The organism is Allobosea sp. LjRoot9 (assembly GCF_964252745.1).
Lineage (GTDB): Bacteria > Pseudomonadota > Alphaproteobacteria > Rhizobiales > Beijerinckiaceae > Allobosea.
On sequence record NZ_CAXUPC020000004.1, the window covers coordinates 285,724 to 303,854 of the forward strand.

The 18,131-nt window shown below is 61.7% G+C and carries 14 protein-coding genes; 9 read left to right on the plus strand and 5 right to left on the minus strand.

Features of this window, described 5'->3' with window-relative positions; all coding sequences use genetic code 11:
• Positions 1-72 precede the first annotated feature (72 nt).
• The 9 genes from ACSQ3P_RS18655 (at position 73) to ACSQ3P_RS18695 (ending at position 11,370) form a co-directional block, all read left to right on the plus strand.
• Positions 73-1,413, plus strand: coding sequence for a polysaccharide biosynthesis/export family protein (locus tag ACSQ3P_RS18655; RefSeq protein WP_436167001.1), 1,341 nt, complete (start codon positions 73-75; stop codon positions 1,411-1,413).
• A gap of 73 nt (positions 1,414-1,486) precedes the next feature.
• Positions 1,487-2,110: a LuxR C-terminal-related transcriptional regulator gene (locus tag ACSQ3P_RS18660; RefSeq protein WP_436167002.1), complete on the plus strand. Its 624-nt coding sequence runs from the start codon at positions 1,487-1,489 to the stop codon at positions 2,108-2,110.
• Positions 2,111-2,400: 290 nt separating this feature from the next.
• Positions 2,401-3,093, plus strand: a complete 693-nt coding sequence (locus tag ACSQ3P_RS18665) for a sugar transferase (RefSeq protein ID WP_436167003.1) — start codon at positions 2,401-2,403, stop codon at positions 3,091-3,093.
• A gap of 75 nt (positions 3,094-3,168) precedes the next feature.
• Positions 3,169-4,326 (plus strand): glycosyltransferase, encoded by a 1,158-nt coding sequence (locus tag ACSQ3P_RS18670; protein WP_436167004.1) that lies wholly within the window; start codon positions 3,169-3,171, stop codon positions 4,324-4,326.
• A gap of 37 nt (positions 4,327-4,363) precedes the next feature.
• A complete protein-coding gene (locus ACSQ3P_RS18675; protein WP_436167005.1) occupies positions 4,364-5,056 on the plus strand; it encodes a class I SAM-dependent methyltransferase in 693 nt (230 codons plus the stop codon).
• Between the two features lie 67 nt (positions 5,057-5,123).
• Positions 5,124-6,527, plus strand: a complete 1,404-nt coding sequence (locus ACSQ3P_RS18680; protein ID WP_436167006.1) for a hypothetical protein — start codon at positions 5,124-5,126, stop codon at positions 6,525-6,527.
• Positions 6,524-8,530: a glycosyltransferase gene (locus ACSQ3P_RS18685; protein ID WP_436167007.1), complete on the plus strand. Its 2,007-nt coding sequence runs from the start codon at positions 6,524-6,526 to the stop codon at positions 8,528-8,530. The genes ACSQ3P_RS18680 and ACSQ3P_RS18685 overlap by 4 nt, the downstream gene beginning before the upstream one ends.
• Positions 8,527-10,194: a Wzz/FepE/Etk N-terminal domain-containing protein gene (locus tag ACSQ3P_RS18690; RefSeq protein WP_436167008.1), complete on the plus strand. Its 1,668-nt coding sequence runs from the start codon at positions 8,527-8,529 to the stop codon at positions 10,192-10,194. Before ACSQ3P_RS18685 ends, ACSQ3P_RS18690 begins: the two co-directional genes overlap by 4 nt.
• A gap of 144 nt (positions 10,195-10,338) precedes the next feature.
• Positions 10,339-11,370, plus strand: coding sequence for an acyltransferase family protein (locus ACSQ3P_RS18695; protein ID WP_436167009.1), 1,032 nt, complete (start codon positions 10,339-10,341; stop codon positions 11,368-11,370).
• A 371-nt stretch (positions 11,371-11,741) separates the two neighbouring features.
• Here the strand turns inward: ACSQ3P_RS18695 and ACSQ3P_RS18700 are convergent, their stop codons facing one another.
• From ACSQ3P_RS18700 to ACSQ3P_RS18720, 5 genes are all read right to left on the minus strand, one after another.
• Positions 11,742-12,713 carry an acyltransferase family protein gene (locus tag ACSQ3P_RS18700; protein ID WP_436167010.1) on the minus strand — a complete coding sequence of 324 codons (972 nt, stop codon included), beginning with the start codon at positions 12,711-12,713 and terminating at the stop codon, positions 11,742-11,744.
• Positions 12,714-12,916: 203 nt separating this feature from the next.
• A complete protein-coding gene (locus ACSQ3P_RS18705) occupies positions 12,917-13,063 on the minus strand; it encodes a hypothetical protein (protein ID WP_436167189.1) in 147 nt (48 codons plus the stop codon).
• Positions 13,064-13,188: 125 nt separating this feature from the next.
• Positions 13,189-14,004 carry an FkbM family methyltransferase gene (locus ACSQ3P_RS18710; protein WP_436167011.1) on the minus strand — a complete coding sequence of 272 codons (816 nt, stop codon included), beginning with the start codon at positions 14,002-14,004 and terminating at the stop codon, positions 13,189-13,191.
• A 322-nt stretch (positions 14,005-14,326) separates the two neighbouring features.
• Positions 14,327-15,820 carry a lipopolysaccharide biosynthesis protein gene (locus ACSQ3P_RS18715; RefSeq protein ID WP_436167012.1) on the minus strand — a complete coding sequence of 498 codons (1,494 nt, stop codon included), beginning with the start codon at positions 15,818-15,820 and terminating at the stop codon, positions 14,327-14,329.
• A 94-nt stretch (positions 15,821-15,914) separates the two neighbouring features.
• A complete protein-coding gene (locus tag ACSQ3P_RS18720) occupies positions 15,915-17,891 on the minus strand; it encodes a hydrolase (protein ID WP_436167013.1) in 1,977 nt (658 codons plus the stop codon).
• Between the last annotated feature and the right edge of the window lie 240 nt (positions 17,892-18,131).

Consider the following 18,131-nt stretch of genomic DNA (forward strand, 5'->3'; position numbering starts at 1 on the left):
TGCTAACGCTCTGCGCTGAACTGGCAAGGGATTTGCTGGGGAGCTGCCGAAGTCTCTGCAGTGGAGTGTTTCGTGAGGCATCTCACCCTCCCTAACCGTCTTTTGCTGAAGTGCGCCCGAGCCTCGGGCCGAGCGCTCGCGCTGCTAGTAGCGGCGCTGCCTCTGGTTATCGTCACTGGTGGTGACCTTCAGGTCAGCGCGAGCGAGTTCGAGTACCGTGTCGCCGCGCAGGATCGGCTGAAGATCAAGGTGTCGGAATGGAGGCCGAACTCACGCGAGCTTTTCGAATGGTCGGCGCTGAGCGGCGAGTTCGCCGTCAGTTCGACCGGCATGCTCTCGCTGCCTGTCGTGGGTACTTTCTCGGTTGACGGAAAGGCGCCCGCCGAGATTGCAGCGCTGATATCAGAACGGCTGAAGGGCACCGCCGGGCTTGTGAATGCACCGGCGGCAGCCGTAGAGATCGCACAGTACCGGCCGATCTACGTGGTCGGGACGGTCGAGAAGCCCGGGGAATACGCCTTCCGGCCAACGATGACTGCGCTGCAGGCGGTCGCCATTGCCGGCGGATTCCAGCGCATGGAGCTCGCGCTTGGCCGCTTCGAGCGCGAGACGATCATCGCCGAAGGTGAAATCAATGTGCAGCAGACACAATTGCTCGCCATGCAAGTGCGTCGCGACAGGCTTCTGGCAGAGGCACGCAAGGCCGAGGCGATCACCTTCTCGGATGACATCCGCCGGAGTTTGAACGACGGCGCCGCTCAGGCGATGCGCGAGGAAAGTGCGTTGTTCGCCTCGCGTCGCAAGGCCGCCCGGTCACAGGGGGATCTCCTGCAGCAAATGCGCTCCCTGCTTGAAGAGGAGTTGCGCACGCTCGACGCCAAGGCCGTGACACAGCAGCGTCAGCAGGATCTCGTTCGGCGCGAACTCAACAATATCAACGGTCTGATCAGCAAGGGGCTGGCAGTGAGCCCGCGCCAGCTCGCCGTCGAACAGAATCTCGCGCAATCCGAGAGTCAGGCGCTTGACCTGATGCTCGCAACGGCCAGGGCGAAACAGGAGATCAGCCGGATCGGCCGGACCTTGTCGGATCTCGAGAACCAGCGGGAGATCGATATCGGGCGCGAATTGCGCGAAACGCAACTGTCACTCAAGCAGACGGATGACAGAATCATCGCGCTGCGCGCGCTCATCCACGAATCGACCACGCTCGCGCCGAGATTGCAGAACCAGCAGGAGAAGCAGCTCGCGCGTATCCGCTTCAGCGTTCAGCGACGCCAAGGTGGCACGATCAACGACATCGCGATCGAGGAAACGTCGCCGATCCTGCCCGGGGACATCATCAGGGTGGAGCGGGCCTCGCTGCAATCGATCATCTCCTCGCTGCCTCCGACCGCTGCGGGTGCGCAGAACTAGCATTTCGCGGACATCTACAGCCGATCTGCGATCGGCTGTACCCGGGCTCCCCCGTCCATATGGAGGTTGGCCTATGCTGTCATTCGAGCGGCCCGCTCGTATCTTTCTCGCGGACGAACACCCGATCTTCTTGGCGGGGTTGCGATTTTGTCTGGCTGAGCAGCCTCATATCGACGTGATAGGCGAAGCTCATTCGTCTGCCCATCTCGCGCAAGTCATCGGGAAGGCCGCTCCCGATGTCGCGGTCGTGAGTGAGAGCTTCAACGGCGTCTCAGTAGCTGAGGGCATTTTGAATGATCTTCCATCGCAACGGGTGCTCGTCGTGGCGGAAGAACTCGATAATGCGCGGGCCCACCAGTTGCTGGCCTTGGGCGCGCGCGGCTATGTCCTGAAACAGTCGCCCGGCTCCGTCATGTGCAAGGCGATCGCAACGATTCTTCGCGGCGGCCACTTTCTTGATGCCGCCGATGCCGTGCAGACGCCAGCGGGGAAGCGGCGCGGATCGGTCCTGACCGATCGGGAGCAAGAAATTCTGCGCTTGATCGCCCTGGGGTTCAGTATTCGTGAAGCGGCCGAGCGCATCGGTATTACCACCAAATCGGCCGAAACCTACAAGGCACGTGCGAGCAATAAGCTGAGCATCGATAGCCGCCAACAGATCGTGCGGTACGCCATCACCAAAGGGTGGTTTCAGTAGCTCGATCAAATAATTTCTGCAGATTGATCTGGACGTTCTCGTCGAACCTCCATCTGCGTCACCGGGACGCGGCCGCAGACCTGTTCAGGTTTGATGGTCCGTTCGCCGAGATGCCATGGAAAGGGGCGGAATCGTATAGAATTTGTCAGGGAAATTACTGACAACGCCCAAGTCATGGCCGATTTCAAAGCGCCCTGAATAAATATGCTGCAGCGCAAAAAAGCCTATTGTTATGTATTCGGCGTGCGTTAATAATCTATTAAGATGCGGTCTATGTGTAGGGTGCAGCAATGAGCCGATTCCCGGACTCTCAAAATTTGCCGGCGTCCTTCTCTCTGCCCACGCGTGCGTTGCGTGGCGAATACAAGTTGACCGGGCTTTCGGTAAAGCGAGCATTCGACCTTGCGGCAGGTGTGGCTCTGCTCTTTCTGTTGGCGCCGCTTATGCTTCTGATCGCCGGCTTGATCAGGGCAGGCGACGGCGGTCCTGCGTTCTTCCGGCAGGCGAGGGTCGGCCGCAGTGGCAAGAGTTTCCGCTGCTGGAAGTTTCGCACCATGGCCAGCGACGCCGACGAAGCGCTCCAGCGTCTGCTCGCTTCCGATCCGGCCGCAGCGCAGGAGTGGGCTGAAAGTCAGAAGCTGACCCGTGATCCGCGGATCACGCCTGTCGGCGCGTTCCTGCGGCGCTCGAGTCTCGATGAGCTGCCGCAACTCTTCAACATCGTCTCCGGCGATATGAGCTTCGTCGGGCCGCGCCCGATCGTGGCGGCCGAGCGCGAGCGCTACGGCGAGGCCTTCAACCATTGCTTCTCGGTCCCGCCGGGGCTCACCGGCCTCTGGCAGATCAGCGGCCGCAGCGACTGCTCCTATGCCACCCGTATCTCGCTCGACAGCCAATATGCCTCTGACTGGCATCTTCTGCTCGACGCCAAAATCCTGGTGAAGACGGTGCCTGCGGTGCTGATGCAGAAGGGTAGTCGTTAGGGGCCGTCCCGAGCCGCGAGCCTGCCAAGCAAATTCACGCCCAGACCAAGTCGGTTCCCTGGAGTTCATCGGGCCATGAAAGTCGCAATCGTTCACTACTGGCTTGTTGGGATGCGCGGCGGCGAGAAAGTGATCGAGGCGCTGTGCCGGATGTATCCGGACGCCGACGTGTTCACCCATGTCTACGTGCCCGACGCAGTCTCCGACGAAATCAGGCGCCACAAGGTGGCGACGAGCTTCATCGGTCGGCTGCCGCGCGCAGCGAAGCTCTATCAGCGCTATTTGCCGCTTATGCCTTTGGCACTCGAACAGCTCGACCTGCGCGGCTACGACCTGATCATCTCCAGCGAGTCCGGACCGGCCAAGGGCATCGTGCCTCCGCCAGGCGCGATGCACATCTGCTATTGCCATTCGCCGATGCGTTATATCTGGAACATGTTCCACGAATACAGGGAGCGTTCCGGGCCGATCACACGTTTCGTCATGCCGGTACTGGCGCATTACATACGCAATTGGGACAGCATCTCGGCCAATCGCGTCGATCACTTTGTCGCCAACTCCGAGACGGTCGCCGCCCGGCTCCACCGCTACTATCGCCGCGCCTCGACCGTGATCCATCCCCCGGTCGACGTCGATGCGTTTGAAGTGCTCCCGAACGACTTCATCGAGGATTATTGCCTGATGGTCGGTGAGCTCGTCGGCTACAAGCGGCCAGAGCTCGCCGTCGAAGCCTTCAATCGCACCGGCCGGCGCCTGGTGGTGATCGGCGGCGGCGAGATGCTGGCCGAACTGCGCCGCATCGCCAAGCCGAACGTGACCGTGCTCGGGCCGCAGCCTTTCAGTGTGCTGCGCCACCATTATTCGCGCTGCCGAGCCCTGATCTTTCCCGGCGAGGAAGACTTCGGAATCGTGCCGGTCGAAGCCATGGCGAGCGGGCGGCCGGTGATCGCCTTCCGCCGCGGTGGCGCAACCGAGACGGTGATCGACGGCGTGAGCGGCGTCTTCTTCGATGAGCAGAGCGTCGACGCGATCATAGCCGCCGAGGAGCGAGCGCGGGCGATCGCCTGGCAGCCGCGCGAGATCGCGGCCTATGCGCGCAATTTCTCGACGGCGGTCTTCGAGAAGCAGATGCGGCTCCACATCAACCAGCTGCTCAAACCGCTGGCCGGGACGATCTCGATGAACATGCCGACGGCGCAGCAACGCCCAGCCCTGGTCCAGAGTTTGGCGTGATCGACGCTGCCCCCTTGCGATATCCGGAAAGAATCCAATGCAGACGATTTACCAGAGTGAAGTCTACGCCGATTTGAATCCGAGCTGGCACGAAGAAGATTCGCCGTGGAAGGCACGGCAGATCGAGACGATCCTGCGCAAGAACGCGATCAGCTTCGATACGGCGTGCGAGGTCGGTTGCGGGACCGGCGAGATCCTGTTCAACCTGGCGAAGGCCTTCCCGACGGCGCGTTTCCACGGTTATGAAATCTCGCCGCACGCCTATCAGCGCGCCAAGTATAAGGAGACCGACAAGGTCAGCTTCTCACTCGGAGATTTCACGGCAGAGGGCGCGTCGGATTACGATCTGCTCGTGATTGCCGACGTGATCGAGCATGTCGAGGACTACATCGCCTTCATCAAGGCGCTGCGCGGCAAAGGCCGCTACAAGGTCTTCCACATCCCGCTCGATCTCTCCGTCCAGTCGCTGCTGCGCGGCTGGCCGATCACCAAGCTGCGCGAAAATGTCGGTCACCTGCACTACTTCTTCAAGGAGACCGCGCTCGCGACCCTGGCCGATTGCGGCTACAAAGTCGTCGATCACGCCTATACGGCGAGCCGACTGGAGTTGCCGAACCAGACGCTGAGCAGCCGATTGATGCGCTGGCCGCGCCGGCTCTGCTTCTCGCTCAACCCCGATCTGACGGTGCGCGTGCTCGGCGGCTATTCGCTGCTGGTCTTGGCCGAATGACCATGGCTGGCGGGCGCGACCGGAGCGGAGGCCGGCGGGGGGCGCCGCAGCGAAAGGCGCGGGCGCCATGAGCATCGAGCCGATCGGAGTGCTGACCCTCCTCATCGGGCTGGTCTGCCTGATGCTGGGCACGGGCGCGCTCGTCCAGGGGCTGGCGATCATGGCAGTCCTCGGGGCGGCCGCAGCCATGCTCATCGGCGCCGCCAATATCCAGCCTGGGCATGTGATGCTGATGTTTCTTGCCTTTGGCGTCCTCAGCCACCGCCGCGAGGCGGCTGCCGCCCTCCGTGCGCTGCATCCAAACGAACCCGGCTTCTGGTTCACCTGCCTCGTCGCCTATGGCGTCGCCAGCGCCTTCTTGATGCCGCGCATCCTCGCCGGCATGACCGAGATTATCCCGCTCGGCACCACCGCCTTCGACGATACGGGCTCGACCGTGCCGCTGACGCCTGTCTCCAGCAATGTCACGCAGAGCCTCTATCTCTCCGCTACCCTGCTTTGCCTGGTCACACTGACGGCCGTTGCCGCGACGCGTGAGGGCTTCTCGGCCGTCTTCAACGCGCTTCTCGCCTGCTGCATCGCCAACACGGCCTTCGCTATCCTCGACGTCGCGACCTACGCCACTGGAACGCAGGACCTCCTCGGCTTCATCCGCAATGCCCGCTATACGCTGCACACCGACTCCGAGATCGCCGGCATGAAGCGGATCGTCGGCTCGTATACCGAGGCCTCGGTCTTCGCGCGCTCGACGCTCGGCGTGCTCGGCTTCACCGGAACCTTGTGGCTCTGCGGCGTGCGCCCGGCGCTCACTGGCACGATCGCCACGATGTCGCTCGTCCTGATCGTCCTGTCGACCTCCTCGACTGGACTTGCCGGCGCGCCGATGATGCTGCTCTTGCTTTACGGCTTTGCCTTCGCCCGGCTCGTCCAGGGCAATGCCGGGCGCCAAGCCGCGATGTTCGCCCTCGGTGCGCCATTCATTGGGCTGGCAGTGGTCCTGCTGCTCCTGCTCAATCCGGAGGTCACTGCGAAAATCTACGGCTATGTCGATCTCGTCGTGCTCAACAAGGCGAGTTCCGATTCCGGCGTGGAGCGCAGCTCCTGGAATGTCGTCTCCTTCCAGAACTTTCTAGACAGCTGGGGGCTCGGCGTCGGGCTCGGCACTGCCCGTGCCTCGAGCTTCGCCGTCGCGCTGCTCGCGAGCGTCGGGATCCCCGGCGCGTTGTTTTATGCGGTCTTCGTCTTCGAATGCTTCGCGCGGCCGCGTGGCCAGCCGGGGAGCCTGGAGGCCGACATCGCGGTTGCCGCGCGCAACGGCTACGCCGGCCTGCTCATCGGCGACCTCCTCGTCGGCCCGGTCATCGATCAAGGCTTATTCTTCTGCATGCTGGCCGCGGTCGCCGCGGCGATCAAGCCGCGAGGCTCGGATGTCCCCCGGCCTGTTCCTTTGGTCGCCGGAGCAAGGCTATGACAGAGAGCTTCGCGGTGAACGGCCGCTTCCTGTCGCAGGATCTGACCGGCGTCCAGCGCTACGCGCGCAATGTCGTCGCGGCGCTCGATGCGAGCCTCGCCGCGGCCGGCCAAAAAGCCACCTTGATCGCGCCACGGGGCGCCGACGCCATGGCGCTGCAGGCGATCGATATCGTCCGCAGCGGGCGATTGAACGGGCATGGCTGGGAGCAGATCGAACTGCCGCGGCTCTGGCCGGGTCGGCTCCTCAACCTCTGCAACACCGCGCCGGCAATGAAGGGCGACCAGATCGTCTGCATCCACGACACCAATGTCTTCACCGCGCCTGAGAGCTATGGCCGCGGCTTTCGCACGGCATACCGGGCGTTGCAGCCGCTGCTGGCGCGCCGCAGCGCACGGATCGCCACCGTCTCGCAGGCCTCGGCCCGGCAGTTGGCGCGACATCTGCCGCTTCGCGCCGCCGATATCGCCGTGCTGCCGAATGGCCACGAGCATGCGCTGGCCTGGGATCCTGCCAAGTCGGATCGGGCTCAGGGGCTGCTGGCGGCGCGAGCCGATGCCGAGCGGCCCTTCGTCCTCGCTTTGGGCTCGCGTGGGCGCCACAAAAACCTCGCCCTCCTGGTCGAGATCGCGCCGCACCTGGCCGATCTTGGCCTCGACGTCGTCATCGCCGGAGGCGGCGGCGGCATCTTCGCGGAGGAGCAGCTTCCGCACGCCGCCAATGTCAGGCTGCTGGGGCGGGTCAGCGACGACGACCTCGCCTTCCTGCTCGAGCGCGCGCTCTGTCTCGCCTTCCCGTCCTGGACCGAGGGGTTCGGCCTGCCGATCCTCGAGGCGATGGCGCGGGGCTGCCCGGTCGTCTCGTCCGATCGCGCCAGCATGCCGGAGGTCTGCGGCGATGCCGCGTTGCTCGCATCGCCTGCCGACCCGGCCGCGTGGATCGGGCATGTCAGGATGCTGGCGGAGTCGGCCGCCCTGCGGCAGGAATTGAGCGAGCGCGGCCGCGGGCGCCTGCCGCTGTTCTCCTGGCGCAGCACCGCCGAGGGCTACCTGGATCTGGCGCAGTCGCCGAATGGACGCCGCGCTGCACCGGCGCTGCCCGCAACTCCGGCCCCGCGCATCGCGGCCGTCATAGCCACCCGTGGCCGGCCGGAGGTGGTGACGGAGACGGTCCTGCACCTGCTCGCCCATCAGACGCTGAAGCCCGACAGCATCATCGTCTCCTGCATCGATCCGGCCGATGCCGGCGGCCTGCAGGGCCGTAACGATGTCGTGGTGCTGACCGGGCCTGCCGGGCTGGCGGCCCAGCGCAACACGGCGCTCGCGCATCTGCCACGCGGCACCGAGATCGTCGCCTTCTTCGACGACGACTTCGTCGCCCATGAGGACTGGCTGGCCACGGCGGCCCAGACGTTCCGCGACGAAGCCGGCATCGGCGCCTTCACCGGCCGGGTCCTGGCCGACGGCGCGACCGGCCCCGGCATCCCGCTTGCAGAGGCGATGAGGCTGGTTGCCGCCCCGCCGCCGAGCGACTGGTCCTGGATCGAGCCCTACAGCCCATACGGATGCAACATGGCCTTTCGCCTTGCCAGTATCGGAGACCTGCGCTTCGACGAGCGGCTGGTGCTCTATGGCTGGCTCGAGGACCGTGATTTCGCGGCGGCTCTGGCACGGCGGGGCGGCGGGCGTCTGGTCAAGTCCGCCGGCGCGATAGGCGTCCATATGGGCGTCAAGGGCGGCCGCATGGCAGGCGAGCGCTTCGGTTACTCGCAGATCGTCAATCCGCTTTACATGCTGCGCAAGGGCACGATGACGCTCAGTCAGGTCGCCGACCATCTCTTCCGGAACATGTCGAGCAATCTCGGACGCTCGCTGCGCCCCGAGCCGTTCATCGATCGTCGCGGCCGTCTCAGGGGCAACCTGCTCGGGATTGCCGACATCCTGCGCGGTCGCTTGCAGCCTGAGCGCGCCGCCGCGTTGCAGCCGAGGGGGAAATTCAGATGATGTTGGGAAAGCCAGGCGCATCCCGCGCGTCATTCCGGATACTGCCCCAGCAGGATCCCGTCACACCCCAGAGCAATGACGGCCCGGTCGCCTTGCTTCGCACGATCGGTGCCGCTGGCCTGCGTCACAAGGGCAGGCTGGCGATCTGGGTCGCGCTCTGTCTTGCGGCGGCGGCGGCCTATGTTCGAACGACGCCACCGACCTACACGGCGGCTGCAACCGTGCTGCTCGAGCCACGGCGGCAGGTTCCGAGTGCGGCGCGCGAGATCGCCGCACCGAGTTCGCTCGACCTGAACGCTGCCGACAGCGAACTGCAGGTGATCCGCTCGGAGCGCCTGCTGAGCACGGTCTTCGATGCGCTGGCCTTGAGCAACCATCCGGAACTGGGCCCGCAGCCCCCGGGGCTGCTGCAAATGCTGGCCAACCGCGCCGGCGCGGCCCTTCACAGTGTCTGGGCCCTATCGACCGGCGCGCCTCGGGCGGAAGCCTCGCTTCGCGTCGATCCGCGGCGCAACGCCTTCGAGAATTTCGCGCGGCGCTTTTCGGCGCGGCGCGTCGGCCAGTCCTATGTGCTCGAGATCAGCTATGTGTCGGCCGATCCCGAGCTGCCGGCCCGGGTCGCGAATGCGGCCGCTTCCGCCTATCTCCTGCAATCGGTTGCGTTCAAGGCCGATGCCGCACGCAGCGGCGCCGAATTCCTTCAGGGCCGGCTCGATGCGCTCTCGACCCAGGTCGGAGCGGCTGCGGCCGCGGTGAAGGCCGGCGCCCTGCCGGTGCAGCCGATCCCGGATGCCGATGCACGGATCATCGGCGCGGCTCAGGCGCCGCTCGGCCCGTCCTCTCTGCGCGGCAGCCTGATCTTAGCGTTCGCGGGCGTTTTCGGGCTGCTCGGCGGTGTGTTCGTCGCGGCGCTGGCCTCGGTCTTCGATCGCCGCGTCCGCCGTCCCCAGGATCTCCTGCGCGAAACCGGCCTGTCCTGCCTCGCCGCCATCCCCGAGATCGCTGGCGGGCGCCAGCAGGGGAGCGCCTCGGCCTCGGACAGCGCGATGCTGGTGGCGCGCGAGCATGCCGGCTTCTTCGCGGCAGGAATCCGCGATCTGGGAACGGCCATCGATATCGCCTGGGCTACAAGGCGTTCCGAAGGCAGCCCAGTCGTGGCGATCGGCTCCTGGCGACCGGGCACCGGTGCTACGCTGTTGACGATGAACCTGGCCCAGCTGCTCCATCGTCGTGGCCGGCGGGTCAGCGTTTTCAGCGCCGATGCATCTTCGGCGCGTGGAGCGGATGGTGGCCCCGCCGGACCATCGCTGACCGACGTGATCGCCTCCGGCAGTACGGTGCAGGCCGCGTTTGCCAATATTGACGGGGTCCGCCTGCTTCCTATCCGCTCGGAAACGCCACAGCTGAACCGATTCGTAGACTTCCGTGATGTGCGTGCGGGGTTGGTGATCGCGCAGGCAAGGCAGCGTGGCGAGGTGCTGATCGACTTGCCGCCACTCGGCGAATCCTCCGATGCGGCTGCGCTCGCCACCCATGCCGACATCGTCGTCCTCGTCGCCGCCGAGGGTGCAACGAGCTATGACGAATTGAACGACGCCCTCGGTGTCCTCCAGCGCGCCGGCGTCACGGTCATCGGCGCCGTGATCAATCGTGGCAGGTCGTGATGCGGCCGCAGCGCATCGCCGCGGTTCTTCGGCCACTTACGCCCCTCTAAAAGGTTCCATAATGGAGAACATCTGAATATATCAACCCGATATTTCGTACATCAATCACTTATACTGTGTTTGATCGATGTGAGGCAATAGATATTGATATCACAACATCGATATGAAGTTTTAGATGGTTTGAGAGGCATTGCTGCCGTTGGGGTAACGCTTTTTCATCTTACAATAATTGGCCTACCTATTGCCCGTCACGGTTATTTGGCTGTCGATTTTTTCTTTATACTAAGCGGTTTTGTATTGGCTCACGCATACACTAACCGGCTTCCATCAATTGGATTTTTTGCTTTTCTACGCCAACGCCTAATAAGAATTATGCCGTTAAGCGTCTTAGGTTTGTTCTTTGGCAGCTCATATTTTTTACTCCGATACTTCACCCAAGATAAATCCATGTATAGCTTAAATGACATCATGTTATCTACTGTATTTAATCTGTTTTTGATTCCGAAACCATGGATGACGCCAGCGCCAACTGACACAATATTTCCTTCTAATACGCCATTATGGTCTCTTTCACTCGAAGTGTTTATAAATTTTGCATGGGCATTACTCTTATACAGAATACAATCCTATTTATTGATTATTATTGTTGCATTATCAGCCGTATGTTTGTGTGTTATTACGATTTATCATGGCACAGCTGATATTGGCGCAACTTGGCCTACTTATTTTGGAGGTGTTTCACGAGTAATATTTGGCTTTTTTACCGGTATACTGATATGGCGTTATCGTCCACAACCTGTTAAGTCTTTCGTATACTACGTATCTGCAGCATTTTTATTGGTATGCATTCTCATATGCCCTGACTTTGGCCCAATATTCGATGTCGTTGCAATCGGATTAGGATTTCCATTTATTGTTAGTTTAGCAATCAGCGCAAATTATCGATCTGAACGGCGTTTATTTCGCTTAATCGGTAATATTTCTTACCCGCTTTATGCTATTCATGTTCCATTATTAATGTTCGCTGCTGGTTTCGCGAAGCTGTTCAAACTAAATGATCACGTCTATGCTCTTGCGTTGGCCTCAGTACTTGTATGCCTTATAACTTCATTTTTGTTATACTACATTTATGATCGGCCATTGAGGAAGATTCTCACCAGAGTATTTGTTCCATAATGGAGACTATGCGAACGCTCGCTGTGAACTCTCACTAGGCTGTCCATCCGGTCCCGAGCGAGGAAGCTGAGGTGGCGAAGCTTCAATATCTCTCCATCACTACAGCTGGCATCGACTACACGGTGGCATCCATGCCAAAACCCCAATCAGCAGACTCGCTCTCAATCAGGAAAACCCGTTGAGGCTCCACAGCTAGATGGTCAAGTCTCTGGGTCACGAGCGTCTCCAGGCTTGTCGGCCCCAATCCGTGAGCGCCACCAACGGTCAGTGAGCTCCAGGCGCCCGGCGCCGATCGCGAGCCACATGCCGCAGGCGAGCAGGGTCAGCCCGTAGAGCGATGCGCCAAGTGTCGCGGCAAGGCGACGCTCTTCTCAGCCGGCTGTGCCATGGACATTGCGGCGCTCGGTCCTGAATTCCCTCAGTCGTCCGCGCAATTGGCCGAGCAAGCCGAGAAACGGTCGCTCGAGCCGGCGCTCGGCAGCATGGGCCGTGGCGAACATCAGTACGAGGCTTCCTGTCAGAAGGCAGGCACGCGCGGGAAGAGTGAGGTTTGTGTGCATATAAGCCTCCGCCACGAGCGTATAAATGAATGGCACATGGATCAGATACAGCGGGAACGAGATCGCGCCCAGATATCGCCCGATCCGGCCCGAGAGAGTCGCTACCAGCCGGGGCGAGCGGAGGCAGCCATAGACGATGAGCGTCGCGGCGATCGGATAGAGCAAACCGCCCTTCTTCTCCGGCTTCAAGGCTTCCGGCAGCCAGTCCAGACCGAACAGCTGGGCCGCATTGCCGCTCTGCGAACCGATCATGAGGCCCAGCAGCATCGCGAAGATTGGCAGGGCTGATGGTAATCGTCCTGAAGCCCAAACCTCGCGCAGAATGATGCCGAGTGGAAAGCAGACATAGTCGTAGCGCCGCAGCGCGATGAAGATCACGACGCTGCCGAGCGCGATCGCGAGCCGGAACCGCGGTCTTGCAAAAGCGCAGACCGCGAAGCACAGGATCGAGCCCAGCAGCTCGGGCCGCATCGTCCACAGGACATTGTTGAAGAACGAGCCGCCGCTCAGGAAGACCCCGGCCAAGCCGTTGGAGATCGCCGCCGCCGGACCAGGGGGCGATCCCTGATAGGTCCAACCGCGCCAGCGGCTGCCGCTGAGCGTGGCGAGTTGCGTTGCAGAGGTCGGGGAAACGCTCAGCAAGAGCCAGGCCGCAAGCGTGCTGGCCGTCGCCGGGATCGCGAGCCGCAGATAGCGGATCGGGACGTTGATCCATATCGGGTCAGATTTGCGCAGCGTCGCACTGGTCACGACGAAGCCGCTCAGGACGAAGAACACCGACACCGCGAAGGTGCCGTTCCAGGCAACGGCACGGGGCGTTTAGGCGAGGCAACGCGCGCCAGGCTGCTGTTCCGGCACCAGCCAAGGCGCCAAAGGCCGACATCAGGTGGAAGATCACGACCGCGACTGCCGCAACCCCGCGTAACCCGTCTATAGGTTGGGAAGGTCGCGGGTGCTGCGAGCGAGACGATCAAACCCCGCTATCATCAACACACCATGGAAGGGAGTGCGGCCATTGCCTTCTTGAGCTGCGGCCGATCAGTCCGCGCTCCTGGCACCGTTTCCTGAAAGAATATCATGCAGCCTACCGACTTAAGCTGCTCGATCTGGGCGGCTAGAGTCTGGCCGGAGATGCTGGCGCGGGCCTAGCCAATCATGCAAAGATTCTGCACCTGACTCTAGCGCCGCGCAAGCGATTGAGACCACAGGGTCGAAAATCCAATGCAAAGTGCTTGTGTTTCAGATAAAATTGGTGTCGTTATTTTTTAACAGCCTCTATTATTCTTGGTTTTGACTTATGGACTGCGAAAAAATTAGGCGGGCCTTGAAAATCTTCGTCGCGAGTGTTGTATTCTTTGAAATCAACGCCGCTAGGCATCACCGGACCCAATACAAATCCGTGCTTACTGAATAAATCATAGAAATCTTTTAGGAGAAATTTGGAATATATATTCACCATTCCAAATTCAAATTGCACGGTAGATATCATATTTTTTTCGAAACTTTCGGAGAAACCATCAAATACTAGGTGCTCTGCGCCTTCAACATCAACTTTTAGAAGGTCTACTGAATTTATGCATTCATTTTTGCAGTAATCGTCACCTCTTATAACATTAACTTGGATTTTTGACCAATTTCCATCGTGAATGTTGCTTCCTTCGACAAGAGATGACGAGCCATCATCATCAGGATTGTAGTTCAAGTAAAAAGACCCGTCTTTATTCGATAAGCCAAAATTATTCAGTTTTACACGTTTCGACGAGACGTTATTTGTCAATTTCTGGTATGTGGGGGGAGCAATTTCAAAAGAATGGACATTTGCGTCTTTGAATCTGCTTAGGCATGCGAGCGTATAATCTCCCTTATTAGCGCCGACATCCAGAACGGTCTTCATTTCTGCGGTTGAAAGTCTGTCTAATAAATAGTATTCTCCATTCGTGTTCATGTCATAATTCAAATTATTGTAGGTCTTTTTGTATAAATTGGCGACTTTATATAGTGCCCTGGAAACAGCCCCGCCATTTTGTGCGATGAGCCGACTCGTGTTCCAGGCAGTCTTCCTCAAGATGCTCATGCGCCATCACTCCAAAAGATTGATCTGCGAGTATATGGAAAAAGTTCGCAATTGGAAGTGTTTGTGACGGTCGACCTAACCATATGCGTTGAGGACATCAGTTGCGGCTCGCTCTGTTCCATAATAGCGACTATGCGAACGCTTACTGTGAACTCTCACTAGGTTGTCCATCCGGTCCCGAGCGAGGAAGCTGAGGTTGCGAAGTTTCAATATCACCATCATTACGACTGGCATCGACCACACGGTGGCATCCATGCCAATACCCCGATCAGCAGACTCGCTCTCAATCAGGAAAACCTGTTGATGCCCCAAAACTAGATTATCAAGTCTCTGAGTCACGAGCGTCTCCAGGCTTGTCTGCGCCGATCCGTGAGCGCCACCAACGGTCAGTGAGCTCCAGGCGCCCGGCGCCGATCGCGAGCCACATGCCGCAAGCGAGCAGGGTCAGCCCGTAGAGCGATGCGCCGAGTGCCGCGACGAGTGCGAGTTCGGCTGGTGCCGGCAGATGCCAAGGGGTGAGGACGCCACGCAGGCCGAGCACGCCGGCCGTCATTACGGCCGCCGCAACGCCAATCTTCCAGAGATTGAGGAGCTGCTCGACGATGCCGATCCCCAGCAGGCTGCGGATCCAGCGTAGAAAGAAAGCCGCCATGATCGCAGCCGCGATGAGCCGAGCGGCCGCCATGCCGATGGCGCCCCATTGCAGGAAGCCGATGATCACGGCGGGAGTGCGAATGGCGAGATCATAGAGATTGAGCCGGAAGATCACCTCAGGCCGGCCAAGCGCCAGGCTCAGCGAATACAGCGTCTGGAAATAGGGCGTCGCCATCACCGAGAGCGACAGCAGGCTCAGCAGCCAATCGGCGCCATGCCATTTCGGGCCGAGCAGGACCTCGACGATCAGATCCGACGTCAGCGCGATTCCCAGACTGCAAGGCACTGAAGCGAGCATGCTGAAGCGTGCCGCCTTGAGGAAGGCGAGCCGCAGGCGCTGATCCTCCGCCTTGATCCGGGCGAACGCGGCCATGATCGGCTGCAGCGCCGGCCCGATCAGGCTCTGCGTCGGCATAACCGACAGGTCGGCCGCGACCGCGTAGCGGCCGAGTGTCTCCTTGGCGCCGCCGAGCCCGAGCAGAATGCGATCGAACTGCCAGTTCACCGCTGAGACGAACTGGGAGCAGGTAAACCAACCAACGAAACTGGCAAAATCCGCCAATCGGGACAGCGACAGCGCCGGCCGATAGGGTGCGAGCAGGTAGGAGATTGCGCAGCTGAAGACGGGTGCGGCGACGAAGTTGACGACCAGGGCCCAGTAGCCGCCGCCGAACAGGAGCGTCGCGATGGCGAGGCCGAAGGCTGCGAGCTTGCCGCCGGTCTCAAGCAGGAAATTGCGCAGGAAGCCGAGCTCGCGGATGAACATGACGAGGCCGGGGCTGGCGAGGCCGCGCGCGATCGGTGCGAAGGCGAGCGCGAGAATGACCGGGACGAGCCGCGGATCGCCGTTGATCCACGCGAATGGCCAGGCGACGGCGAGCAGAACCAGGGAAATTGCGAGGCCGCGCAGCGCGCCGAGCGTGAAGCCGGTGTCGAGATGCGCCTTGTCGACATGAGATAGGCGGACCAGCGCCTGCGTCACCGGAATCTCGAGCACCACGTCGACGATCGCGACGCAGGACAAGGCGAGCGCCATCAGACCGAAATCCGCCGGCGTCAGCATCCTTGCCATGATCAAGAGCGTGAAGAAGTCGATGAATCGGCCGAGGAAGCGTGACGCTACCAGCCAGCCAGCGCCCTGGAAGGCCTTCATCGCCAACATGGCGATCCGTCCTCAAAGCTGTGCGGCACGCGCGGGCACAAATCTCGGCCTGCGGCGAGCGCTCTGGGAGTCGCCTGGATTGCACGGCATCCCATCAGCGGTGGAAACCGGTGGAGAGCCCGCGCAGCGCATGAAAGGTTTCGACCGCCGTCAGCAACGGCAAGCGCGAGCGCGGAAAGGCTCGCACGATCGCGCCTTCGCGCCAAAGCTGAGTGCGGATCGATGCCAGACGGGACAGCGCGCTGCCCGGCAGCGCGACGCCATCTCCGACAGTGCCGGCCCGGCCGAAATCGACGGAGCGCTCGCCGATAGCCAGCGCCGCGAGGTCGGCCTCGGCCGGCCGAGTGATAGCCTGCTTGAGCCGCGGCCAGGCTCGGGCCGCATCGGCCATGATCGCCGTTCCGCCGTCGACGTCGTCGATATAGGCGAGGGCGCCGGACAGAAGAGGATTGCCGGCGGCAGGATCGACGGCCCCAAAGGCAATGTCGCCGGAGTTGCAGATGATCGCGCCGTCTGTGCCTTCGGCGAAGGATCGTACAGACGGAATCGCCGGCTCGAACAGGCTCTCGATCAATTGCCAATAGCGCAGCACCGTCGATCGGACAGCGAGGGGGCTGTAGCGGCTGCGCTCGACGGCAAGCCCGACGACGCGCGGAAAATGCTCTTCGCTGAGGCCCTTGTAGTTGCAGCGCGCGAGCTGGATGGTCTCGAAGCTCAAATCCGGCAGGCCAACTGCGAGCAGGCGTTGGGTGCTGCCGTAAAGCCCCGTGTCGCACAGGATGATCCGCTTTGAGCCGCAGCTGGTTGCGGAAAGATGGCGTTGGAAGAGAGCGTTCTGCCTGTCGATGTCGGCGGTGACGGCTGCACCGGCCGGCCTGTCGAGCATGGCGAAGAAGCGCTCTGGCACGAATCGTTCGTTCCATGACTCGAGCAGCTGATAGCGACTGCCACCCAACGCGGTGGCGACGTCGGCGAAGCTGCTGCCGCGGAATTCGCGCCCGAGTTCGTCGAGCGCCGCCGGGCTGCGGATCATGACGGCCGCTCTTGCCGCAACCAGGCGCGAAATCATCAGGTTCTCGCGGGGCATTGCGAGCGGCAGGTTCAGCCGCTCGGCGACCCGCTCGAACGCCGCCCGGATGCCGAGCCCGCCGCGCGCGCAGAACAGCAGGGCCGCGTCGCCGCGCTTGCGGGCTTCGTCGGCGTAGAGCCAGATAGCCAGGCAGAACTCGGCCACGATCGGGCCGAGCACCTCGCGCCCGAACGTATGGGGATCATGAGCATGTCCAGCTGGCGTGCCGGCATGGGCCCGTCGCCTTCGGATGATGCGGCCGAGCTCGTTCGCCCCGCCGTGAAGGCGAGACAGATGACGCTTCAGCTTTGGGCGCGGGAGGTGGAGCGTGCGCAGGCCCAGAGAGGACGGTACGACGTGGTCGGCGAGCCGATCGTCGCCGATATGCAAGGTCCGCCCGGCATCGACGCCTTCTGCCGCAAGCACGGCATGGAAGAGCTCGCCACGCCGCTTGGTCAGGCCGAGATCGGCGCTGGAATAAATCCGGTCGAGTAGCTCTGGGCCATGAAGCTGGCCGACCAACGCGCCGAGCACCGAAACCGGCAGTCCGATGTCGCTGATCGCGATGACACGCCGGCCTTCTCCGCGACAGCGGCGCAGCAGTGCTGCGAGTTGCAGGTTAGGGCGTAGCGACGCCTTTTCAATGTCGAGCTCGATCGCGAGCCGCGTCTCGCACAGCGCCGCCATTCGCGTCTTGGGCAAGCCGAGAATGGCGAGCTGGCGCGCGATGACGTCGCGCAGCATGACCTCGCCGTCCTGCTCCGCCATGTCGAGCGCGCGATAGGCGAGCCGCTGCGCCTCCAGACGGGCTTCGACCAGCCAGCTCTCCGAAACCGGCAGGCCCTGTTCGGCCAGCCTGCGAGCGAATATGCGCTCGCCGCCGACGATACGAGCGCGCTCCGAGCGCAGCGTGCGCAACAGCAAGGTGTCGAACAGGTCGGTCGAGACCAGCTCGATCCCCTCCAACAGCTCCGCCTCGTTCGGATGTGGCCAGCCCGGCATCATACGCTCCGTGCTCAGAGGCAATGGTTGACGCTGTCGTGAGGAACCGACAGCTGCATGCGAAAACGCATGCCTTACGTAGATGAAGCAGGGACCGTGCCAGTTCAGGATGGTTACTTCGGCGCATCGAGGGAGAGATTGCTCATTCTGATCGCATTCGGCGCATGATTGAGCAGGAAAAGGCACGGCGTGCCGGCGAGTTTTGCTTTCGGCTGATCTTGAGGGGGGCTAGCCTTCTTT